Origin of the sequence: Microbacterium protaetiae (assembly GCF_004135285.1) — a bacterium.
Lineage (GTDB): Bacteria > Actinomycetota > Actinomycetes > Actinomycetales > Microbacteriaceae > Microbacterium > Microbacterium protaetiae.
In genome coordinates this window covers 1,242,672-1,262,949 of record NZ_CP035494.1, presented here as the reverse complement: position 1 = coordinate 1,262,949, position 20,278 = coordinate 1,242,672, and the positions used below count along the sequence as shown (strand labels likewise).

Sequence of the window (20,278 nt, the reverse complement as noted above, 5' to 3'; positions counted from 1 at the left end):
GTACTCTCATGCATGCCTTGATCGCGGTCGGAAGTGGCCGCTACGCCGACCCGTGGCATCCCTTCGCTGAGAACGCCGCGGCAGTTGCCGCCCTTCTCGAGGCCGACGGCTGGTCCGTGACCATCGACGACGACCTCGACAGCGCGATGACGCGACTCGACGGCGTCGACATGCTCGTGGTCTCTGCGGGTAACCCGTGGGGACAGGGCGAGCGGGGGTTCGGCGCGCCGGCCGCGTCGACGGAAGGACTGGATGCCGCGCTCGCCCGCGGCATCGGAGTGCTCGGTCTGCACGCCGCGTCGGCGAGCCTGCGTGACTACCCCGCGTGGGGCGCGGCCCTGGGCGCGGTGTGGATTCCCGACGCCTCGATGCACCCGCCGTTCGAGGACGCCGCGCGGGTGCACGTGCTGCCGCATGAGCTGACCGCAGGTCTGGACGACTTCACCCTGGCCGACGAGCGGTACAGCTGGCAGCAGCGCATCGGTGCGGTGACCGTTCTCGTCGATCACGAGCATGACGGCACGCGGCATCCCCTCGTCTGGATTCGCGAGCACGGACCTGCCCGCATCGCATACGACGCGTTGGGCCACAATCCGCGCTCGTATGAGGCCGAGGAGCACCGCGAGCTCGTGCGTCGGCTCGCCCGCTGGGTCGCGCGAGAGGTGTGAGCGGGGTTCAGGCGTTCAGAACTCCGGCACGACCGCACACGCTTCCCTCGACACGCCGTGCAGAGGTCGCGGCGTTGCGCGATATGGATGAGTTCTGAACGCATCGCCGCTCGCAAGGCGTTTTCCAAGCGGCGCGGTGCCGGCAAACCTCGGGCCTTCCCCGACCTACGCCATGAGCAGCTCGGCCACCATCCCGTAGCCGGCCGTCGCGCCGGCCGCGATGGACGCCGCCACACCGAGCATCGGATTCACGACATTGCCCGCGGCCCACAGCCCTGGCACGCTGGTGCGCCCCATCGCGTCGACGCCGGCCCAGGTGCGGCCGAACGCCTCGACTCGTTCGGCGCTGAGCGCGACGAGGATGTCGTCGCGTGGTGTCGCGCGGGGGCTGACGAACAGCGCGTCGAGCGCGATCTCGCCGTCGTCGTCGAACGCGGCTCCGCGGATGCCTTCGTCGGTGGTGAGCACGCGGTCCAGCACCCGGTCGTCGAGCGCAATGCCCGCGGCGGCGAAGTGCGCGAGTTGCGACTCGTCGAACGGCGTCGGGCCGTGCGACAGCACGGTCACGCGGTCGGACAGTCGCCGCAGCATCCTGATCTGATGGAACGATTCGGCGCTTTCGGCCAATACGCCGATGCGCTTGCCGCGGTTCTCCCATCCGTCGCAGAACGGGCAGTGGTGCACGCCGCGACCCCAGCGCTCGGTGACTCCCGGTACATCGGGCAGGGTGTCGCTCGCACCCGTCGCGACGAGCACCGCGCGGGCGCGCAGGGCGGCGCCGCTGTCGGTCGTGACGGTGAACAGCTCGTCGTCGCGGGAGGCGGTGGATGCGGCATCCTGTCGCACCTCGACGTCGTAGCGTGAGAGCTCTCGGCGCCCGTCGGCGAGCAGGGCGAGCGGAGAGGTGTGGTCGCGTCCGAGCACGCCGTGCATGTGCGCGGCGAAGCGATTGCGCGGGGCGTCGCTGTCGAGCACGAGCACACGGAAGCGCAGGCGTGCCAGCTGCAGAGCCGCGCTGAGGCCGGTGCTGCCGCCGCCCACGATGATGGCGTCGTGGATGTCGTTGTCTGTCATGTGTTCACTCTGTGCCGCATGCCGCAAGCTAGCAACTATCCTTGCTGAAACGGCAAAGACGGAGGCTCGTATGGCTGACCCCATCGACGTGGCCGGACTGCTGGACGCGGTCGGCTCGCGACTGCGCGCATTGCGCACGCGTCGCGACTTCACCCTCACCGAGCTGTCGGAGCGTACCGGCATCTCGGTGAGCACGCTGTCGCGTCTCGAATCGGGGGACCGCCGGGCGAGCCTCGACCTGCTTCTGCCGATCGCCACCGTGTTCGACGTGAGCCTGGACGCGCTCGTCGGTGCGGAGACGTCGGGCGACCCGCGCGTGCACGGCACCCCGATCACGCGCCACGGACGCACATGGGTTGCACTCTCTCGCCACGGCGAGGGGGCGACGGCCTTCAAGGTGACGCTGCCGGCCGTGCCCGCCAAATACCGTGTCGAGCAGCGCGTGCACTCGGGATACGACTGGTTCTTCGTCGTCTCGGGCCGGGTGCGGCTCGCGCTCGGTGACGACGAGCACATCATCGAGGCGGGCGAGGCCGTCGAGTTCGACACGCTTGTTCCGCACGGCACCTCGTCGGCCGGACCGGGACCTGCCGAGATCATCCACCTCATGTCGCGCGCCGGCGAGCGCGTGCATCTGCGCGACGTGTGAGGGGTGGGATGCCGCATCCCGCCGATCCTGTCGATCCCGCCGATCCGGTTGACCGTGCCCATGCCCACGACAGTAGCCAGGGGGCCGGACATTCGGGCACGCGGTGCCCCTGCGTGCTCAGGACTCAGAGGTCAGTGACGCCGCGCACAGCGTGAACCCGGCGCGCCCAGCACGGGGGCGGCAATACGGCCGCCTCGGGCGGTGGCCGTTCATCTCGCAGGATGATTCGGCGATCCGGCGGCCCCACCACGGCGTGTCGCGGCCGCAGCGACAGAACGTCCTGCGAACTGAACATGCTGCGCCATACGTACCGACCCGAGCGGGCGCTATGCCCGAGGCATCGGCCACAGGTCGAGGAAGTCCCCGAGCCATGTGCGCACCGAGTCGAGGCATCCGCTGCTCACGTGACCAGCGACGCCGGTCAGACGCTCTCGGCTCAGCGTGCGCGGCTGCTCGGTCATGATCCACGACGGCTTGTCCAGCCCAGACGCACCCTCAACGGCGACATGATTCGGCCAGCGGCGGTCGACCGACGTGATCGGCAGAACGATGGCAAGCGTCGTCACCGCGTCGAGATGACCGAGCGACGAGACGACCAGGACCGGACGATGCCCACCTTGCTCCCGGCCCCGCACGGGATCGAGCATGGCCCAAGCGACCATCCCGGGCGCCAGGTCGAGATCACTCATGCCGCGCGTCGGCGAGCTCGGTCGTCTCCCACTGCTCCGACTCGGTGCGATACTCCGCCAGGACGGAGGCCGGAGTAGCGGCGATCGCCTGCTTCATGGAGGTGAGCCGATCCTGGCGGTCGGCGAGATCGGCGAGCACAGCGAGGTGAGCGCCCAGAGTGCGTCCTGTTCGCGAGGCCTGCGTCTTGAGCCGATCACGCAGCTCGTCGCTGACCTTGATCGTCGTGGTCATACTTTAAGTATACCGGTGACGGCACGTGGTGAAGGCCGGTGTCACTCGTCCTTGTCGGCCGCGGCGCCGCTCACCAGCATTGCCGCGACGGTCACGCCGCGGGCGACCGTGAGACGAAGCGCATTCGAGACGACCACGCGCCCGTTGACGAGGTCGAACAGCCCGACCTCGCGCGCCGGCTGAAGAATCCCTAGCGCGTCAGTTTGTGACGCGAGCGGCGCGTCGACCGTGAACCCACCGGTGACATCGATGCCCGCGAGGATCAGATCGAGCGCGGTATTGACAGCATCGACGCTGGTCACCGACCGGTGAGATTCGACGTGGTAGGTGAGCAGCCGCGCCAGGAACAGCCCAACGACCATGTCGGCCGTCTCGACAGGGGGCGTCACGGTCAACATCCACGTGGCGGCGGCGCGTCCCGGCACCACGTGCGAGCCCGTGACCTCGATGAGCCCGACGTTGCCCAGTGCCGACCACCAGGCGACGAGCGCGGGCACCTCGAGCATTGAGGTGACCTGCGGGGGGTCTGTCGTCGGCTCCTCGATCGGGAACAGCGGTTCCGAGCTGGTATCGGCTGCGCGGCGCGGAACGCTGCCGGTCACCGACACGCCCAGCAGTTCGCCCATGTGCGCGATGTCGGCGAGGCGCACTCCGCCCGACGGCGCGACCGGTTTGCTGTGGCCGATCCATTCGAGCAGGTCACTGACGGCTGAAACGAGCGGCAGCTGTACCAATGCGTCGTACCGGACGGCCGGGTCTACCTCGGCACCGGCATCCATCGCCGCCGAGACGATGCCGCCGCGCCCCGCATTCGCGACCTGCAATGCCGTGATCGCGTCGTGCAGGTCGTCCCATTCGTCGCTGTCGGTCGTGTCGAGCTGAAACAGCGCGTACTCGGCAAGGGTGATGAGAAGCGCTTCGGACACGTAGGAGTCGCCCAGCTCATCGAGGAAAGCCCACACGTCGTCGGCGACGAGCGGGTCGTGACCCGCCTGCCGAATGCGAGCGAACCCTGCGCGAAGCATCCGCACGCCTTCGCCGGTGCTGGGAATGTCTGTCTCGGGCTGCACGTCGAGCCAATCTCCGAACAGACGGATGACGGTGCGATCCGCTCGCGACAGCGCGGGCAGTTGCGGCGCGGCTGTCACCTCGTCTGATGATGAAGGCAAGGGATGCCGCGCCCGCCCACCCTCGTGTGTGTCGGTGGGTACCTCCACGGGCTCGTCAGTCCGAGGCATCCCGGCGTCCGCCCCCAGGCGTTCCATCTCGGCACGCAGCTCGGGGTCGTCGAACGGGTCTGCGGGGGAGGTCATGCGACCAGCGTAGGTGAAGAGTGTGGGGGCGATTCCGGTGGTCAGAACTCCGTCACTATCGCGCTCGTCCCCCTCGACGCGTGGTTCGCGGGTTTTCGGGAGAACAGAAGTGATGAGTTTTGAACGCCGAGGCGCTGGTGCGTGAATGACCGCACCAGCGCCTCGAGAGGCATCCCCGTCAGCTCACGACCCCGTCCAGCCGAGCACGCGCGAGGTGAACAGCACGAGCCCGAGCGAGATGACCGCGACGCTGGCCAGGCCGACGACGGCGACGACCAGGGGGCGCCATCCGGTGCGCACAAGAGTGCGGATGTCGGTGGACAGGCCCACGCCCGCGAAGGTGAGAAGGAACGCCCACTTCGAGAGAGCGCCGAGGTTGGCCACCTGGGCGTCGCTGAAGGCGCCGATCGTGACCAGCAGCGACACGGCCAGGAATCCGAGGACGAACTTGGGGAACTTCGCCCAGATGAACGCGATCTTCGGGGCGACGCCGGGCGCTATCTTGTCGGCCTGGCCCCGCGATGACCAGAAGAGCGCGAACCCGAGCACGACGAAGCCGATCAGCGAGTTGCGCACCGACTTGACCAGCACGGCGAGGTCGCCGGCGGCATCCGAGAACGCGTAGCCGGTCGCGGTCGTCTCGGCGGTGTTGTCGACGGCGAGACCGGCCCAGAGTCCGAATTCGTGGTCGCTGAGGCCGATCGCGTGCCCCAGTGGGGGCAGCACGAAAAGGCCGACAGCGCCGAGCGTCAGGATTGCGGCGATGGCGTATCCGACCTCGGAGTTGCGCGCACGAATGGCCCCGCGCGCGGCGATGATCGCCGAGACGCCGCAGATCGAGGTGCCGATGGCCAGCAGCGAGCCGAGCTTGCCCGAGAGCCCCAGTGCGCGGGCGACGAGGATGATGATCGTGCCGGCCAGGGTCATGTCGACGAGAATCTGGATGAGGCTGGTGCCGCCGAGCTTGGCGACGTCGCCGATGACGAAGCGGGCACCGAGCAGCACGATGCCGCTCTTCAGCCAGAACTCGAACGTCGCCACACCCGGGCGGAAGATCTTGTGCAGACCGAACACGTTGGTGATGATGAGGCCGATCACGATGGCCCACAGCACATACTCGATGTCGGGAACCTTCCACCCCTGCGCGGCGGCGATGGCCAGCCACCACTTCTCGCAGTACTTGCCGAGCAGCCCGACTGCCAGCAGCAGAAGGATGCCCGGCACATACTCGAGCGGGTTGCGGCTGCGGAACGGATCGGTCTCGGCGAGGGCCTCGAGCTCTGAGGCGCCCTTGCCGGTCGAGGCGGTGGCGATTGCACTCTGAGACATGGCGGTCACCACCCGATCGTGGGCAGAAGTCCGGTGGCTGCGAGCACCACGAACACACCGGCGAGAATCACGGCCCACCAATCGATGCCGAGGCGAAGTCGTTGCCTCGGTTGGGGGCCGTCAGCCGGTTCGGCCGGTGGTTGTGCAGATGTCATGGGGTCGGTCCTTTCGCGACGAAGTCATGCGGGTGAGCCGAGTATGGCGAGGATGCCGCGGGCCTGACGGTCGTCTGACGGAAAGTGTCACGCGGATGCAACGGCGCGTAATGATCGGTCGCGAAGGGTGCAGTTCGACACCGGGATGCCGGTCGTCAGCGGGATCTCGCCGACCGGGCGCCCCGTCGCGTCCTCTACTCAGCGACCTCGATGCGCACGCCCACGTCGTCGAGCACGGAACGCAGCGGACGCAGGATCGGAGCATCCGTGACGATAGTGCCGACCTCTTCAAGCTCGCACACGCGCGAGAATTCCGTGCGGCCGATCTTCGTGGAGTCGGCGACGACGATCGTGCGACGTGCCGAACGCATCATCAGCCGCGCAGCTGCTGCTTCGAGCTCGTTGCCCATCGAGATGCCGAAGCGTGCCTCGATTCCGCCCACACCGATGACGGCGACATCGGCGGCGAGACCCAGCAGGGCTTGCTCGGCGATCGGACCGGCCGCTTCCATCGAGTGAGCACGCACGAGGCCGCCGGTCGTCATGACTTGGAAGTCGTCGATGGGTGCCATCTCGTAAGCGATGTCGATGGAGTTCGTGACGACGGTGGTGAGTAACCCGTTGCCGCGTCGGCGTCGGATAAGAGCGCGCGCGACCTCCGCGCAGGTCGTGCCGCCATTCAGCGCAATGGTGCCGGAGTCATCGAGCAGCGCCGCTGTGCGGCGTGCGATCCGGGCCTTCGCGTCAGACTGTGCAACGCTCCGGCCGAGCGCAGCCGAGTCCATGCGTGACCCGCGCGCGGTTGCGCCGCCATGCGTGCGAGTCACCAGCTGACGGTTCTCAAGCAAGGAGAGATAGCGGCGCGCCGTTGCCTCCGAGATGCTCAGCGCCTCTGTGATCTCTGCGTTGGACACAGACCCGTGCTCCGTGACGAAGTCGAGGAGCTGATTCAAACGCTGAGCCTGCGTCATGCCTGCACTTTCCTGACAGCCTGTCTGTGATCGGGGGTCCCGGCTTGCCCGCGCCTCGCGAACGGCGAGTGACGTGTCGCAAACGTGAGGGATGCCTCTGCGCGTCCCATGGTCATTCTGCCTGATGCGCCCCACCGTTCCGGGCGTCGCATGTCGTCGGCGCGCGGCCGGCAAGCGGCATCTCCTTGAGTATCGTCCTTGGGTTGCGTCGCTGAAATGATCATTGGTATGTTCAGTTTCTGAGCGTTTTACCCTACGCCGCTCACAAGAGATCATTCTGCATCACAAAGTAGTGAAAGGATGCGAGTCCATGCGATTCCGTACCGTGTCAATTCTCGCCGTGCTCGGTGTGTCCGCGCTGGCGATGTCTGCCTGCTCTTCCGCTGACGGGGGTGATGCCGGAGACGCGTCGTCCAAGGTCGGCGGGACGCTCGTTCTCTACACACCCAACGAGGAGGAGATGCTGGACGCACTCATCCCGCAGTTCGAGGATGAAACCGGCATCGACGTGCAGATCGTCACGGCCGGAACCGGTGAGCTTTATCAGCGCGTCAAGAGCGAGGCAGCCAACCCACAGGGCGATGTCGTGTTCGGTGGCGGTATCGCACAGGCGCTGGCCAACAGCGACCTGTGGGATGAGTACACCTCGGTCAACGACGGCGACATGCTCGACGCGGGTAAGAACACCTCCGGGTTTGCGACGCCCTACCAGGCTGATGGCTCCAACTTGCTGGTGAACACCGAGAAGGCGAAGGCGGCCGGCGTCACGATCGACAGCTACAAGGACCTGCTCAATCCGGCGCTGAAGGGCAAGATCGCATTCGGCGACCCCACGCAGTCCTCGTCGGCATTCGCGCAATTGACCAACATGCTCAAGGCGGTCGGCGGCGATTACGAGTCGGACGCCGGATGGGACTTCGTCGCCTCGCTCGTGAAGCAGCTCAACGGCATCACGATCAGTTCGTCGACACAGGTCGCGCAGAGCACGGCGGACGGCGAGTATGTCGCCGCTCTCACCTACGAGCCGCTCTCCTTGAACTACGTGAAGGCGGGTAAGCCGGTCAAGATCGTCTACCCGTCCGAGGGTGCGGTGTTCCTGCCGGCGAGCGCTCAGGTCATCAAGGGAGCGAAGGACCAGAAGCAGGCCCACGCGTTCATCGATTACATCACCTCCGAAAAGGCGCAGAAGACGATCGCCGAAGAGACGGCCGGTCGTCCGTTGCGCGAGGGTGTCGACAAGCCGGGCGTGCCCGCTCTCGCAGACATCAAGACCGTTGAGGAAGACAGCGAGTACGTCGCCGCCCACCGCGATGACATTGTCGCGCGGTACCAGCAGATCCTCGAAGCGAACTGATCCGTGTGATCTGACCGGAGAAGCATCATGACCGAAATCGTCCTCACCGATCTTCGCAAGGAGTACGGAGACCAGGTTGCGATACCGGAGCTTGATCTTTCCATCGAGGAGGGTGAGTTCTTCACCCTCCTCGGCCCGTCAGGGTGTGGGAAGACGACGCTCCTGCGCATGATCGCGGGGTTCAACTCGATCGAGTCGGGAACCATTGCGTTCGATGGCAAGGTCGTCAACGCGCAACCTCCGGCTGACCGCAACATCGGCATGGTCTTTCAGAACTACGCGCTGTTTCCGCAGATGACGGCGGCGAAGAACGTCGCGTTCGGCCTTCAGAATCGCAAGGTTCCGGCGGCGCAGATCAAGAGAAGGGTCGCGGAGGCCCTCGAGCGAGTACGGATGGGTCATCTTCTGGACCGGATGCCGGGAGCCATGTCCGGCGGCCAGCAGCAGCGAGTTGCCCTCGCCCGGGCTCTGGTCATCAGCCCCGACGTTCTCTTGATGGACGAACCTCTTTCCAACCTCGATGCCAAGTTGCGTGTCGAGATGCGCGACACCATCCGTGAGGTGCAGCGTGAGGCAGGCATCACGACCGTGTATGTCACGCATGATCAGGAAGAGGCGATGGCGGTCTCTGACCGGATCGCTGTCATGAAGCTCGGTGAGATTCAACAGGTGGGTACACCAGCCGAAATTTACCATCGCCCGGCCAACACCTTCGTTGCGGAGTTCATCGGTAAGACGAACTTCTTGACCAGGACTCTTCAGCACGCTGATGGCAGAGTCCTGTTGCCGTTGTCGCCCGGGATCACGTTGGATTTGACCGACCGGATCACGGTCGACTCCGCGCCAGAGGTGATCGTCTCGGTTCGCCCTGAGGCCGTGACCATCGGCGAGCGGGGGATTGCGGCATCCATCGTCTCTCAGACGTTCCTGGGCTCGCATTCCCAGGTGCGGGCAGAGCTCGCCAGTGGCGAGATGGTGGAATTCCAGGAGTTCTCGCAGTGGACGACGCCCTGGCACGAGGGTGATCCTGTCTCACTGGTGTTCGACGCGACGCGGGTGCGCCTCTTCGACGCCGTGACCAAGGCATCGATCATGCGGGATCAGCGATGAGAGTGGGTTCCCGCAGATTCGACGGTTGGACTGCCGTCGCCGTCGTCCTCACCCTTGGCTACCTGCTGGTTGCGGTTTGGCCCCTGCTGAATGTCCTCGTCGATTCGATCTTCAACGGCACGGAAATCAGCTTCAGCGGCTTCGTGACCTTCTTCACGGCTCCGCGCTATTTCACGACGCTGGTCAATTCGATGGCGGTGACGATCACCGTCACGGTCTTGTCGCTTCTCGTCGCGTTTCCGCTGGCCTACTTCATGACGATGTACAAGATCTTCGGCAACAGGATCATTCAGGTGCTCATCCTCGCGTCGATGATGTCTCCGCCGTTCATCGGCGCCTACTCGTGGATTTTGCTGTTGGGAAACAACGGCATGATCACGAAGTGGCTCAGCAAGTCGCTCGGCATCGAGTTCCCGAGCATCTACGGCTTCGGGGGCATCGTCCTCGTCCTTACGCTGCAGTTGGTTCCGCTCATCTTCACGTACTTGATGGGTGCGTGGAAGACCGTTGACGTATCGCTCCTTGAAGCATCCGAATCGATGGGCGTCGTGGGCATGAAGCGTGCCGTGAAAGTGATCCTGCCGCTCTTGTGGCCCACGGTGCTGGCAGGTTCTCTCCTGGTCTTCGTCCGTGCGTTTGCTGACTTCGGCACGCCCATGCTCATCGGCCAGGGATATCAGACCGTGCCCGTGCTCATCTACAACGCGGCCGTGGGGGAGGTGTCGACCGACACCGGGTTCGCTGCCGCGGTCAGTGTGGTCGTCATGGCCTTGACGCTCGCCGTCTTCCTGATCCAACGCTGGATCGCCAGTCGGAAGACGTTTTCAATGAACGCCATGCGACCCATCGAACCAACCCACGCGAGCTGGTGGCGAGCACTCGGCATGCACGCGTACATCTACGTGTATCTTCTGCTGGCGCTCGCCCCGCTGCTGGTGGTCGTGGGCAGCTCGTTCCGCAAGACGATCTACGGTCAGTTCACCGATGGATGGGGAGTCGAGAACTACACGAAAGCTTCCCGCGACATGTGGAAGCTCATCGGCAACACGTTCGAGCTGGGTCTTTCGGCTCTTGTGATCCTGGTGATCGTCGCGGTCTTGGTCTCGTATCTGACCGTGCGTCGGAAGGGGTGGCTGTCGTCGACGCTGGACACTATGACGATGGTCCCGTATGTCGTGCCGGGCCTGGTGATCGGTATCGGGCTCATCGCCGCTTTCAGTAAGCCACCGCTGATGATCACGGGCACAGCTGCGATCATGGTCATCGCGCTGATGATCCGGCGCGTCACCTACTCGGTGCGCTCGGTCACGGCGCTGATGTATCAGGTGCCGCCGAGCGTCGAAGAGGCCGCGATGAGCCTCGGCGCGTCGAAGTTCCGGACACTCACCCGCATCGTCGTCCCTGCTCTTGCGCCAGGTATCCTCTCGGGGGCGGTGCTCAGCTGGGTGACGATCATCACGGAGTTGTCGACGACGCTGTTTCTGTACACGACGAAAACACAGACTTTGTCGCTCGGCATCTATTCGTCGGTCATTCGCGGACAACTGGGAACGGCGGCCGCATTGTCGACCGTGCTGCTGACGCTCACAGCACTATCACTCGTGCTGCTCATGCGCTTGCCGGGAGGAACGAAGAACCTGCAGGTGTAGGAATGCGCCGAGAGGTGCTTGCGGGTGCGCGCCTCGGGCGCGTGAAGAGGCCGTGCGGTCAGGTCTCGGGCAGACGCGCCGAAACCAGCGGCGTCACGTGCGTTCTCGTCGTGGACTATGTCACGGCCCCAAGAGAGCCAGCGGCACGACCGCGACGCCGTCGTCCCGGCGATATGCCAGCGGCCCTGTATTGACCACCATCATGTCGACGAGCCGATCTCCTAGCTGGTCTTTCAGCCACAGCAGGTGTCGGACGTCCCTGTCTGTCGCATGATCAGAGAGCTTCACCTCGATGGCCACGCATGAGCCGTTGGTTCGCTCGACGATGAGGTCGACTTCGCGTGTGCCCGTTGCGCCCATTCGCGGCGTGCCGCGAATGGGATGCTGCATCCTCACGGCCCACACGCTACCGAGTGAGTGTCGCCGCAGCCTGCACGTCTTCCACCGGCGTCACGTCGCCGCGCACATACTCGTGCTCGAGTCGCTTCACGCAACACGAGGCGTCGCCGGTGATGTACCGCGCGAAGATCCGGTGGCCCAGCCATTGTGCGGCCGATGCATGTGGGGTGGCCTCGATCAGCGCGCCCGTTCGGCGCACGTCGATCATGAAGGCGATCTGGCGTCCCTTCACGATGTCGACGCTGAAGGTCTCACCGGCCGGGCCCGCGTTGATGAGCGCATCGCCGAACATGCGCTGGAAGTGCGGGTAGAGCTTGGGCTCGAGGCCGCAGACGAAGAACTCGATGCCGTGGTCGCTGGCGAACGACCACATACATCGCAGCAGTTTGATCACCGCGACCGTGGGTGCTCCGGGTGCCTTTATGAGGGTGCCCACTTCGGCCACGGCCCCAGGACGCAGCTGCGACAGCTGGTTGCGCAGCGTGGTGCGTAAGGCTGACAGCGGCACCCGAAACGCCGCAAGCGTCGACGTCGGCGACCAGATGACCCGGTCACTCGCCAGCAGGCGTGCGCTGCGGTCGTACACGCCGAAGTAGGTGCTCTCGGCCGTGTGGTCGTCGCGCTTGGGCAGTCCTTGCGCATCGAGGTCGGCATGGTCGAGCTTGTGCCGGTGCACGTAGACCTCGCCCCCCACGCGCCGGGCGTCGACGATCTCAGCCGGATCGGTCAGCTCTCGCCCCGAGTATCGACCGCCCAAGATCGGCACACGGTCGCGCACCGATTCTTCGACCACGTCGACCACGGTTCGCATCTCTTGGAACATCGTCGTACCCCGTCCCCCGACGACTGACTTTCGCGTCGGCATCGACCGGAAAGGAAGAGGCGGGGGCACGCGTGTGTGATACCTGGAGGGCGCCGTGAGCGGAGCGGGAAGCGGGGTCGCCGAGCAGCGCGAGTGGCACGCCGACCACTCCATCGCGGCGTCGATGGGCGTGGCAGCCGGTTGGTGCATCGCCAGGCGGCTGAACTCGATGTCGCAGGCACGCGGCAGGATGGCAGTGTGCGCCACATCGACAGCGCCGCTGCGGCGACGGATCTCGGGTACGAGATCCTCGGCGTGCGTCGGCGTCCCCTCGTGCTGATCAGCTCCGACAGCGACTCCACCTTCCCGTTCGATCCCGTCGTCGTCCACCGCGAGCTCGCCGACGCGGCTGATGTCGTCACGATCGAGACCGGCGAGGCCACATTCGCGCTCGAGCGGGTGCTCCCCGAGAAGACCCATGTCTTCGGCGGCGCCGCGCGGTCTTATCCCCCCGACTTCGGTGCCGCGCCCGAATGGTGGAGATCGGTTCTCCGGTTCCCGGGGCGGCACGACATTGAGGATCTGATCGATGACGCGCTGTCACAGGTCATCTCGCTGACCGAGGCGCGCGAGCATGATCGTCGGTCGTGGGAAACGGCGACAGTGGAGCTCGTTTCAGGGACGACGGGCAACGTCGCGCGGCTCGAGAACGGCACCCGCGTGATGGTGAACGCCGACCTCCTGCCCGCGCAGATCAGGTTGGAAGACGCGCTCGTCGTGGGTGCGGGCGTTGAGGGATGGTTGTCGGGCCGTGACTTCTCGCCCGAGGCGGCCGATGTCGACTTTGCCTGCTTCGCAGACGGAGACGTCACACTCGCACGCGTGGTGAAGGTGACCGAGCATCGTGTGTACCTGGCACTGCACCCGCTGGCGCCCGAGGTCGTGCTGCGTCGTCGTGATGTGGTCGCGGGTGCTGACGCCGGCGAGAACTCCGATGTCCATCTGTCCGATGTCGTGAGCGTGGGGCAGACCCTGCGAGCACGGGTGTGTCGAAGTGGCGCCGACGTGCGGCTCTCCCTCGTCGACGTCGATGAGGCGGTCCAGATCGTTCCTCCGCTCTCCCTCGTTCGCGGGGGAACACCGTGGTTACGCGAAGGCGAGCACGACATTGCCGTGCCGACGGCCACCGTGGACTTCTCGAGTGATGCCCTGGTCGAGGAGGATCGGTCGGCGCCGCTGCAGCAGTCCCTATCGGATGTCGCTCCCACGGGGCATCTCGCCGACGAGGTGCGCGAGCTCCGCGCCGAGATCATGGAGCTGCGGAGCGCGTTCGCACGGCTCGCTCGAGAGCTGCGCGCGGGCACCGATCTGGAGACGCTCGATCGCCTGCGCGACGAAGCCACCACGCTGTCGGCAGAGCTTCATCGCGAGCGCGCAAAGCACGCCGAGGGTGCGCGAATGATCGCACGCCTGACCCAAGAACTGCGCGAAGCACGCGGTGCGCGTGAACCGTCGGATTCCTCCGCCTCCCGGACATCTCGCGAACACTGGCCGAACGCCGAAGCATGGATCAGGCATGAGGTCGAGAACGCGTGGGCGTTGAGGGTTGCCGCGTCGGACAAGCTCCGATATCCACTTCGCGAGTACCGGATCGGTCCGCGGTTCGGTGAGAGTATCGAGGCGCTTGACGCAGCACAGTTCGCGAAGGCCATGCGTGCGGTTGTGGATGTCGCGACCGGGCGCGTCGCCGAGATTCCGAGCCGCGATCTGCACCGCCTGCGTGAGGGCACCGGCGGGGATGACCCATATGTCGTGCGCGCTGACGGCGCCAAATGCTGGCGTGCCTCGATTGAAAGCAACGCCCCCTCTGCGCGTCGGCTCCACTACTGGGAGCTTCCCGGCGGTGTCGTTGAGCTCAGCCGCGTCGTCCTTCACGATGACTTCAGCGCATGAGCGGTGGTGGCTGGTTCCCGTTGATCACGTGATCCGACTGACCTTGCGTTTTGTTCGTTTTGCGGTGATCATCGATAGTGAGGTGGGAGGAACTGATGACCGCACTCGAACGTCCCCGTCGACTTGTCGACCCTGTAGTACCTGCAGATTCTCATGGAATCGCGGCGCTCTCGCGGTTCATTGAGAACGAATCTGCAGCGCAGGTCAAGCCCCGGCTCGTAGGACCCTCCAACGAACAGATCGAGCTTCCCGACGAGGTGTTCGAGGTGCTCGTGCAGGTGGCAGAGCAGATGCGTGCGGGAAACGCGGTGAGTGTGGTTCCTTATGCAATGGCGCTGAGCACTCAAGAAGCAGCTGAGATGCTCGGCATCAGTCGCCCGACCCTGATCCGACTGCTGGAGCAAGGAGAACTGCCCTATGACCAGCCGAACCGGCACCGGCGGCTGAAGCTCTCGGATGTGCTTCAGTATCGTGAGCGCACGCACCGTGCGACGTCGGAGCGTCTGGATGCATTGACCGACGAAGCGGCGGCTGCCGGGATGTACGACGCTTCGTCAGCCGACTACGTCGAAGCACTTCGAGCGGCTCGGAAGCGAAAGCGCACACGGTGAAGTGGGATGGCCATTTTCGCTGCGGTGCTCGACGCATGTGTCATGGTCCCCGTGTCATTGTGCGACATCCTTCTCCGTCTTGCGGAGGAGCGGATGTTTCGGCCGATCTGGTCTGAGCGCATCCTCGACGAGGCTACCGAGGCCATTACAGAGGTTCATCCGGATCTCGACGAAGGGCTCGTGCGACGTCGTGTTCAGTACATGACGGAGAGCTTTCCCGGCGCATGCGTGAGCGGAACTGAGCAGCTGGAGCTCAGCCTGCGACTGCCCGACCCTGATGATCGGCATGTTCTGGCGGCCGCGATCCGGTCTCGTGCTGATGCCATCGTCACGGCGAATCTCAAAGACTTCCCGGACGCGACACTGTCAGCATTCGACGTTGAAGCAATCCATCCGGACGATTTCTTGATGAGCCAACTCGACATGCGGGGCAGGGTCGTGATGGATGTCCTTCATGCTCAGGCTGCCGCGACTCGCAATCCGACATTGAGCGTTGACGATGTCCTGACGTCACTCGTTCGAGCCGGCGTCCCGAGTTTCGTCGACGAGGCTCGTCGGCGTCTGTGACACCAAGCGGGAACAGCTGATCTGACAAGGCATCGCGGATCGTGCCGATGCCCAGCTCGTCGACCGTGCCCTCTTCTTTGAACAGGTCGACCACCTTGAGCATGCGCCGACGCTGCTCGGCGTCGGCGTCGAGCCAGCCGAAGGTGGAGGTCACGAATCGACCGTAGTGCGTTGGCTTTGTCTGTCGGCACAGCGGCGCCCATGCGTCGCGAGAGGCGGTAAACATAGAGCATGGACGATTCTGGGATCGAGGATGGCGAGTGGCGTGAGCCGGAAGGTGAGCTGACGGATGCCGAACAGCTGCCCGCAACGACGCCGCGCGAGGAGATTGCCGGCATCCTGCGTCAGGACGCGTCTCGCATGGGGGATGTGTACCGCCTATCGGTCTTGGATGGCCTGACCTCCGCCGAGGTCGCAGAACGACTGAACATCGACACGCAGGGGTTCGTCTTCTCGTACCGGTCGAAGATCGACGCGATTCTGGATGGTGTGGTCTCTTCGTCTCCGAGCGTGGCGAAGGGCGCTGCTTCGGCGCTGCGCGCGTTCATCAAACGCAATCGAAGCGAGTTGAGTGCAGAGGCGATCCGGATGCTCACCGAGCACCTGCGACGCGCGGAAGGTGTGCTCGACGAAGTGTCGGGCGCAGAGTCGGAAGAGTTGCAGAGCAGGTCCGATGAGCACGACGATGACCTCGCGTCGGCTGACCTCGCAGGCGTCGCCGGGATCTATGCGTTCTCTTACGGGTGGTACCTGGAGAGGCGCGCAGACGAAAAGATGGGGACGACGCTCATCAAGGTCGGGCGCGCGAACGACATCGGGCGACGAATCGCTGACCACCGCACGGGCGCACGGGCACACATGCCGGAGCCCCTGGTTGTGGTTCGGGCATACAGTGCTTCACCCGATCAGGACCTATTGCGCCTGGAGAACGCCTTCCATGCGCTCTTGCGCACAGCGGGCCATATCAACCCGCGTCGCCCCGAGTTGCGTCGCAACGAGGTCGGCAAGGAGTGGTTCATGACCAACGAAGCGTTTCTCGACGCGATCGCATCGGCGCTGGGTCTGCGCACCGCCTACATGGGGAGCTCGCCGTTCGTCGAGTGAGCCGACCGGAGAGCTCGTGCCGCAGCCGGTCCCAGCACATACAAAACCGGGTCAGCCAGGTCGAGTCATATCGTGGAGTCGCCGAACGTCGAAGTATCGACATCAGTGTTTCGCGAACTCCTCGAATCGTTCTGCGAGGCGATCTTGGGAAGGGCGCTCCGTGCGTCGAGTGGGTAAGTGAATCTGCTGGCCGTGCATTTCTTGCAACCCGTGTCTCAGCATGGGGCCATCCACTTCGAGCAGCAGGTCAGAGTTGATACGCACCTCGAAGTCGGCGGTGATGCCCATGAGGTTTCGGTCGTACGCAGCATGGTGGATTTTGCACATTGCCAGTCCGTTCGTCACATGGGCTACACCGTGTTCTGACGCGTCGGGGATGATGTGAGCGGCATCAAGAAGCTCAGAGTGCTTGAGCTCACAGACGGTGCATGATCCGCTGTAGGCATGCAGCACGCGCGCCCGGAAGATCGGCTGGTGAAGACGCGTGCGGACAAGGGCATCGGCGTACCGCTTCTGTGCGGCGCTGTATGTCGTTGGGTCGCCGAGTACGGCGAGGCCCTCATCGAGAGGGAAGCGAACGACGCGTTCGGCTGGATCATTCTCGGCGATGTAGATCGGGTAATACGGAAGGTAGTAACCCTCCCGGACGGCGCGGAAGTACACGATGGGGTCGCGGTTCTCGTAAGCGCGGATCAGCTTGATGTTATCCCCGCCCTCACCAGCGCGGTAATGGTATGTGACCCAGCCGTTGTCACTCTCGTAGTCCTCGTACTGATTCTTTTTCCAGCCAGACATGATCGTAAGCGTCGACGAGAACTCTTCGGGATTGCGGATGCCGCGCCCCGTGTCGAGCAGCGGGAGGCGCTCGCCACGCCAGGTGTATGACTTAAGCACCGTGTGATGGATCTCGTAACCGCCATGGCCGATGAAGACGTCGTCCAGCCAGTGGAAGACGTCTTGCCGGATCGCCGCCTGCTCGGATGCGCTGCGCATGATTTGATCATGGCGCAACCGAGCCGGCATGGTGCGGATGGAGTCGAACTCTCGCTCGTGACGGACGCGCAGAGCGACGACGTTGAAGATCACCGTGGGCCTAGTCCCAGAGCTCGGGAGTCCGCTCGAGGTAATCCGCCAGAGGCCCGTCGGTACGAACATCGCTGAGCGCACCGGCGATGCGCGGGTGCTGCCGTTGTTCCGCCGGTACGCGCAGCTGCGGGAGCGACTCGTTCCGTACCTGCTGCGATCCGCCGCCGAGACGATCGCAACCGACAAGCCGCTGATGCGCCCGCTGTTCTTCGACTGGCCCGATGATCCCGAGGTGTGGACGGCCGACGTCGAGTGGCTGCTCGCGACGACATCCTCGTCGCCCCCGTGCTCGAGGAGGGTGCTACCGCGCGTGAGGTCTATCTGCCCGAGGGTGAGTGGGCGGACGCGTGGACCGGGGAGAGCGTCGTCGGTGGTCAGGCGGTCACCGTGGCTGCACCGCTGGAGCGGATCCCGGTGTTCGTGCGCGACCGAGGGTTGCTGGAGGTGTTTGCGGGCGAAATGTGAGCACGTCAGAAGAGACGCTGACCTCACATCATCACGTTGAGGAGGAGCGCACCAGCCGCGGCGATCGCGGCGATTGGTCCCAGCATCGCCCAGATGATCCGAACTCGCTTCGCTCCGCGTACTTCACGCTGCAGCTCGTCGAATGCTGCGACGTCGACGAAGTTCTGCCGCGACACTGACGGCCATGTCGATGCGTCGGAAGCAAGCACGGTGATCTGCTGGCGTGCACTGTCATCGAGCGTTGCGGGGCGCTTCTCCAGCCAGCGCACCAGTTCACGGTCGTGTAGGACAGCGACGTCCACCGGCTGCTCCTTCACTCTGATTTCGGATGCCCCGACGATCACGATGATTGGATACACCGCGAGATCCACCCCCATCCCTGCCGCGAACAGGTGGTCGCCACGTTTGTAGGTTAGCTGGGAACGGGGACGGCCAGACGGCTGGGATGCTTCCCCCGATCTCGCCCTGCCGTCGGCGTCGATCTCATGGGGCGCCGAGGCGCGGCGCGGCCGCCCCAACGCTCAGTGCGGCGCGCGCAGCTGATCGACCGGGCGCAGGGCCGTTTCGGCGCGGCATCCCAGTTCTCCCGGCTGCAGCAGCACGCGCGGAATGTTGAGCACCTCGACGTCGCCGGAGGCCCGCCGCACCGCGAGCAGGCACTCATCGGCATCGCCCATCGCGAACCCGATCTGCTGGTCGCCGATCGTGACGGACGGCTCGAACGCGACCTCGCGATCGCCGGTGGGCTGCGGCATCCGCTTGTTCACGTCGGCGAGGACGTCCGCGGCCGAGTCGTGCGCAGTCGCCAGGGTGAGGACGTCGACGACGACATCGTCGGTGCCGTCAGGCACGACGTAGATCGGCCGGGTGTCGACGGGTGGGGTGAGGGGCTGCGCATCCGCCGGGCACTCGATGGGGTGGGTGACCGCGTTGTCGTCGTCCCATCCGGCGTGGTTGTCGGTGACCACGCCCCAGTAGTCGAACTGCGACTCGAAGCAGGCCACATACGGGTCGGCGCCGTCGTATCGCTCGACCGTGACCCGCAGCTGCAGCGCGCCGAACGGATCGTTGTGGGTCGCATCAGGGTAGGTCGTGTACCCGATCAGTTGGGGAGAGTCGCGGCCGGCGAGGTCGTCGTCGGCCCAGCGGGCGTAGTCGTCGATCGTGTCAGTCGGCCCGCGGTACAGGTGCCGGGCGATCTCGGCGGCGGCATGGCGCGCTTGAGTGGCCTGTTCGGTGTCGCCGCCCGGCGCGGTGGTGGCACACCCGGTCAATGCACCGGCGATGATCAGCGGCGCGAGCAGCGCGGTGGTGCGGAGAGCGTTCTGCGAGGCCAGCATCACTCGAGTGTGGCCGATGCGGGCACGGGGTGGGGATGTTGACGGCATTCTTTGTGCTGAGACTCCGGCGGCGACCGACACATCGGTGCCGACCCGGCCTCTGGAACGCAATCCGGCCCCTGTCAAGTAGCTGCATGAGGGTCAGCCGGGAGATGCCGAGGAAGTCGGCCGCCTACTGAGTCGTGAGCAGCAAAATCGAGGATGGGAAGTTCACCCGCTTTTGTGGCCGCCTTCGTTCGGACTCGGGGGCCTTGTGCTGAATATGTTCGCGCCCGTCAGCGGATGTTCAGCACGGGAATTGAATATCGATCGGGTCGAAAATCTCTCCGGCTTTGTAGTAGCCCGCAAACATCTCTGCGCCCGTCTCGGTAAGTGTTACGTCGTCGAAGACGAGCGCTGCCCCGGTGCCGCTGGGGGCTCCAAGGCGGAACGCGTCGACGGGGTTTCCTTCCGTTGGCGAGTTCGACAGCAGCCAGCCCTCATCGGCACTGCGGTGCACGCGCAGCGAGGAAAACGTCGTCAGTGGCATCCCATAATGAGCAAACAGAGTGACCGAACCGGTCGACGCGTACTCGTCAGTGCCGCCCAGCGACGGGGCCAGCGGGAAGCGGAACTGCCCGTCGACGGAGGTCACGCCCTCGGCGCGGATGCTGCCACCAGGTGCGGTGCTGGCGTACATGAGCAGGCTGAGCTTGATGCTCCACTCGAGGTAGGCGTCCATGATTGTGTCATCGTAGTGCGCCTGCCGATTTGCAAGG

The 20,278-nt window shown here is 65.1% G+C and carries 23 protein-coding genes and 2 pseudogenes; 10 read left to right on the top strand and 15 right to left on the bottom strand.

What is annotated here, in order from left to right; translation table 11 throughout:
- The first annotated feature begins 8 nt into the window (after positions 1–8).
- Positions 9–668 (top strand): ThuA domain-containing protein, encoded by a 660-nt coding sequence (locus ET475_RS05830; protein ID WP_129387091.1) that lies wholly within the window; start codon positions 9–11, stop codon positions 666–668.
- Positions 669–833: 165 nt separating this feature from the next.
- Here the strand turns inward: ET475_RS05830 and ET475_RS05825 are convergent, their stop codons facing one another.
- Positions 834–1,742: an NAD(P)/FAD-dependent oxidoreductase gene (locus ET475_RS05825; protein WP_165310780.1), complete on the bottom strand. Its 909-nt coding sequence runs from the start codon at positions 1,740–1,742 to the stop codon at positions 834–836.
- A 70-nt stretch (positions 1,743–1,812) separates the two neighbouring features.
- Here ET475_RS05825 and ET475_RS05820 point away from each other — a divergent pair, with 70 nt between their 5' ends.
- The gene (locus tag ET475_RS05820; RefSeq protein WP_129387084.1) at positions 1,813–2,391 is read left to right on the top strand and encodes a helix-turn-helix domain-containing protein; all 579 of its coding nucleotides are present in this window, start codon (positions 1,813–1,815) and stop codon (positions 2,389–2,391) included.
- A 326-nt stretch (positions 2,392–2,717) separates the two neighbouring features.
- Here ET475_RS05820 and ET475_RS05815 read toward each other — a convergent pair whose 3' ends face one another.
- From ET475_RS05815 to ET475_RS05795, 6 genes are all read right to left on the bottom strand, one after another.
- Positions 2,718–3,080, bottom strand: coding sequence for a type II toxin-antitoxin system PemK/MazF family toxin (locus ET475_RS05815; protein ID WP_207205422.1), 363 nt, complete (start codon positions 3,078–3,080; stop codon positions 2,718–2,720).
- Positions 3,073–3,312, bottom strand: a complete 240-nt coding sequence (locus ET475_RS05810) for a DNA mismatch repair protein MutS (protein ID WP_129387081.1) — start codon at positions 3,310–3,312, stop codon at positions 3,073–3,075. Before ET475_RS05810 ends, ET475_RS05815 begins: the two co-directional genes overlap by 8 nt.
- A 41-nt stretch (positions 3,313–3,353) precedes the next feature.
- A complete protein-coding gene (locus ET475_RS05805) occupies positions 3,354–4,625 on the bottom strand; it encodes a hypothetical protein (RefSeq protein ID WP_129387078.1) in 1,272 nt (423 codons plus the stop codon).
- Between the two features lie 183 nt (positions 4,626–4,808).
- Positions 4,809–5,954 (bottom strand): YeiH family protein, encoded by a 1,146-nt coding sequence (locus ET475_RS05800; protein ID WP_129387075.1) that lies wholly within the window; start codon positions 5,952–5,954, stop codon positions 4,809–4,811.
- A 5-nt stretch (positions 5,955–5,959) separates the two neighbouring features.
- Complete coding sequence (locus tag ET475_RS17800; protein WP_165310778.1) at positions 5,960–6,109, bottom strand: hypothetical protein; 150 nt, start codon at positions 6,107–6,109, stop codon at positions 5,960–5,962.
- Between the two features lie 194 nt (positions 6,110–6,303).
- Positions 6,304–7,080, bottom strand: a complete 777-nt coding sequence (locus ET475_RS05795) for a DeoR/GlpR family DNA-binding transcription regulator (RefSeq protein ID WP_165310776.1) — start codon at positions 7,078–7,080, stop codon at positions 6,304–6,306.
- Positions 7,081–7,390: 310 nt separating this feature from the next.
- Here ET475_RS05795 and ET475_RS05790 point away from each other — a divergent pair, with 310 nt between their 5' ends.
- From ET475_RS05790 to ET475_RS05780, 3 genes are read left to right on the top strand one after another with little or no spacing between them, the layout of a single operon-like run.
- The gene (locus ET475_RS05790) at positions 7,391–8,434 is read left to right on the top strand and encodes an extracellular solute-binding protein (RefSeq protein WP_129387069.1); all 1,044 of its coding nucleotides are present in this window, start codon (positions 7,391–7,393) and stop codon (positions 8,432–8,434) included.
- Positions 8,435–8,461: 27 nt separating this feature from the next.
- On the top strand, positions 8,462–9,544 hold the full coding sequence (locus ET475_RS05785) for an ABC transporter ATP-binding protein (protein WP_129387065.1): 1,083 nt from the start codon (positions 8,462–8,464) through the stop codon (positions 9,542–9,544).
- The gene (locus ET475_RS05780; protein ID WP_129387062.1) at positions 9,541–11,193 is read left to right on the top strand and encodes an ABC transporter permease; all 1,653 of its coding nucleotides are present in this window, start codon (positions 9,541–9,543) and stop codon (positions 11,191–11,193) included. The genes ET475_RS05785 and ET475_RS05780 overlap by 4 nt, the downstream gene beginning before the upstream one ends.
- A 120-nt stretch (positions 11,194–11,313) precedes the next feature.
- Here ET475_RS05780 and ET475_RS05775 read toward each other — a convergent pair whose 3' ends face one another.
- Together ET475_RS05775 and ET475_RS05770 are read right to left on the bottom strand one after the other, a co-directional pair.
- Positions 11,314–11,589 carry a hypothetical protein gene (locus tag ET475_RS05775; RefSeq protein ID WP_129387059.1) on the bottom strand — a complete coding sequence of 92 codons (276 nt, stop codon included), beginning with the start codon at positions 11,587–11,589 and terminating at the stop codon, positions 11,314–11,316.
- 10 nt (positions 11,590–11,599) lie between these two features.
- The gene (locus ET475_RS05770; protein ID WP_129387056.1) at positions 11,600–12,403 is read right to left on the bottom strand and encodes a hypothetical protein; all 804 of its coding nucleotides are present in this window, start codon (positions 12,401–12,403) and stop codon (positions 11,600–11,602) included.
- Positions 12,404–12,652: 249 nt separating this feature from the next.
- Between ET475_RS05770 and ET475_RS05765 the strand changes: the two genes are divergently transcribed.
- From ET475_RS05765 to ET475_RS05755, 3 genes are all read left to right on the top strand, one after another.
- Positions 12,653–14,347 (top strand): hypothetical protein, encoded by a 1,695-nt coding sequence (locus ET475_RS05765; RefSeq protein WP_129387053.1) that lies wholly within the window; start codon positions 12,653–12,655, stop codon positions 14,345–14,347.
- Between the two features lie 95 nt (positions 14,348–14,442).
- Positions 14,443–14,958, top strand: a complete 516-nt coding sequence (locus tag ET475_RS05760) for a helix-turn-helix domain-containing protein (RefSeq protein ID WP_129387049.1) — start codon at positions 14,443–14,445, stop codon at positions 14,956–14,958.
- Positions 14,959–14,964: 6 nt separating this feature from the next.
- Complete coding sequence (locus tag ET475_RS05755) at positions 14,965–15,525, top strand: PIN domain-containing protein (protein ID WP_129387046.1); 561 nt, start codon at positions 14,965–14,967, stop codon at positions 15,523–15,525.
- Positions 15,526–15,538: 13 nt separating this feature from the next.
- Here the strand turns inward: ET475_RS05755 and ET475_RS18245 are convergent.
- Positions 15,539–15,751: pseudogene (locus ET475_RS18245) on the bottom strand (DUF6361 family protein); the annotation flags it as partial.
- 5 nt (positions 15,752–15,756) lie between these two features.
- Between ET475_RS18245 and ET475_RS05750 the strand changes: the two are divergent.
- Positions 15,757–16,629, top strand: a complete 873-nt coding sequence (locus ET475_RS05750) for a GIY-YIG nuclease family protein (protein WP_129387043.1) — start codon at positions 15,757–15,759, stop codon at positions 16,627–16,629.
- Between the two features lie 102 nt (positions 16,630–16,731).
- Here the strand turns inward: ET475_RS05750 and ET475_RS05745 are convergent, their stop codons facing one another.
- Positions 16,732–17,715, bottom strand: a complete 984-nt coding sequence (locus ET475_RS05745; protein WP_242497786.1) for an HNH endonuclease — start codon at positions 17,713–17,715, stop codon at positions 16,732–16,734.
- A 252-nt stretch (positions 17,716–17,967) separates the two neighbouring features.
- On the opposite strand from ET475_RS05745, the gene ET475_RS05740 reads away from it, so the two are divergent.
- Positions 17,968–18,180, top strand: coding sequence for a TIM-barrel domain-containing protein (locus ET475_RS05740; protein ID WP_207205421.1), 213 nt, complete (start codon positions 17,968–17,970; stop codon positions 18,178–18,180).
- 23 nt (positions 18,181–18,203) lie between these two features.
- Here ET475_RS05740 and ET475_RS05735 read toward each other — a convergent pair whose 3' ends face one another.
- The 4 genes and pseudogenes from ET475_RS05735 to ET475_RS05720 all read right to left on the bottom strand — a co-directional run bounded on the left by ET475_RS05735 (position 18,204) and on the right by ET475_RS05720 (position 20,241).
- Positions 18,204–18,551 carry a hypothetical protein gene (locus ET475_RS05735; RefSeq protein ID WP_129387037.1) on the bottom strand — a complete coding sequence of 116 codons (348 nt, stop codon included), beginning with the start codon at positions 18,549–18,551 and terminating at the stop codon, positions 18,204–18,206.
- Positions 18,552–18,701: 150 nt separating this feature from the next.
- Positions 18,702–19,520 (bottom strand): hypothetical protein, encoded by an 819-nt coding sequence (locus tag ET475_RS05730; protein ID WP_129387034.1) that lies wholly within the window; start codon positions 19,518–19,520, stop codon positions 18,702–18,704.
- Between the two features lie 82 nt (positions 19,521–19,602).
- Positions 19,603–19,680 (bottom strand): annotated as a pseudogene (locus tag ET475_RS18305) (MerR family transcriptional regulator); the annotation flags it as partial.
- Between the two features lie 126 nt (positions 19,681–19,806).
- The gene (locus ET475_RS05720) at positions 19,807–20,241 is read right to left on the bottom strand and encodes an HtaA domain-containing protein (protein WP_129387031.1); all 435 of its coding nucleotides are present in this window, start codon (positions 20,239–20,241) and stop codon (positions 19,807–19,809) included.
- Positions 20,242–20,278 lie beyond the last annotated feature (37 nt).

Bases quoted from the DNA above. Each gene is read 5' to 3' on its own strand.
- ET475_RS05830 (WP_129387091.1), top strand. From the start codon at position 9: ATGCATGCCTTGATCGCGGTCGGAAGTGGCCGCTACGCCGACCCGTGG.
- ET475_RS05770 (WP_129387056.1), bottom strand. From the start codon at position 12,403: ATGCGAACCGTGGTCGACGTGGTCGAAGAATCGGTGCGCGACCGTGTG.
- ET475_RS05820 (WP_129387084.1), top strand. From the start codon at position 1,813: ATGGCTGACCCCATCGACGTGGCCGGACTGCTGGACGCGGTCGGCTCG.
- ET475_RS05755 (WP_129387046.1), top strand. From the start codon at position 14,965: ATGGCCATTTTCGCTGCGGTGCTCGACGCATGTGTCATGGTCCCCGTG.
- ET475_RS05800 (WP_129387075.1), bottom strand. From the start codon at position 5,954: ATGTCTCAGAGTGCAATCGCCACCGCCTCGACCGGCAAGGGCGCCTCA.
- ET475_RS05785 (WP_129387065.1), top strand. From the start codon at position 8,462: ATGACCGAAATCGTCCTCACCGATCTTCGCAAGGAGTACGGAGACCAG.
- ET475_RS05810 (WP_129387081.1), bottom strand. From the start codon at position 3,312: ATGACCACGACGATCAAGGTCAGCGACGAGCTGCGTGATCGGCTCAAG.
- ET475_RS05760 (WP_129387049.1), top strand. From the start codon at position 14,443: ATGACCGCACTCGAACGTCCCCGTCGACTTGTCGACCCTGTAGTACCT.
- ET475_RS05815 (WP_207205422.1), bottom strand. From the start codon at position 3,080: ATGAGTGATCTCGACCTGGCGCCCGGGATGGTCGCTTGGGCCATGCTC.
- ET475_RS05825 (WP_165310780.1), bottom strand. From the start codon at position 1,742: ATGACAGACAACGACATCCACGACGCCATCATCGTGGGCGGCGGCAGC.
- ET475_RS05805 (WP_129387078.1), bottom strand. From the start codon at position 4,625: ATGACCTCCCCCGCAGACCCGTTCGACGACCCCGAGCTGCGTGCCGAG.
- ET475_RS05780 (WP_129387062.1), top strand. From the start codon at position 9,541: ATGAGAGTGGGTTCCCGCAGATTCGACGGTTGGACTGCCGTCGCCGTC.
- ET475_RS05795 (WP_165310776.1), bottom strand. From the start codon at position 7,080: ATGACGCAGGCTCAGCGTTTGAATCAGCTCCTCGACTTCGTCACGGAG.
- ET475_RS05750 (WP_129387043.1), top strand. From the start codon at position 15,757: ATGGACGATTCTGGGATCGAGGATGGCGAGTGGCGTGAGCCGGAAGGT.
- ET475_RS05790 (WP_129387069.1), top strand. From the start codon at position 7,391: ATGCGATTCCGTACCGTGTCAATTCTCGCCGTGCTCGGTGTGTCCGCG.
- ET475_RS05730 (WP_129387034.1), bottom strand. From the start codon at position 19,520: ATGCTGGCCTCGCAGAACGCTCTCCGCACCACCGCGCTGCTCGCGCCG.
- ET475_RS05720 (WP_129387031.1), bottom strand. From the start codon at position 20,241: ATGGACGCCTACCTCGAGTGGAGCATCAAGCTCAGCCTGCTCATGTAC.
- ET475_RS17800 (WP_165310778.1), bottom strand. From the start codon at position 6,109: ATGACATCTGCACAACCACCGGCCGAACCGGCTGACGGCCCCCAACCG.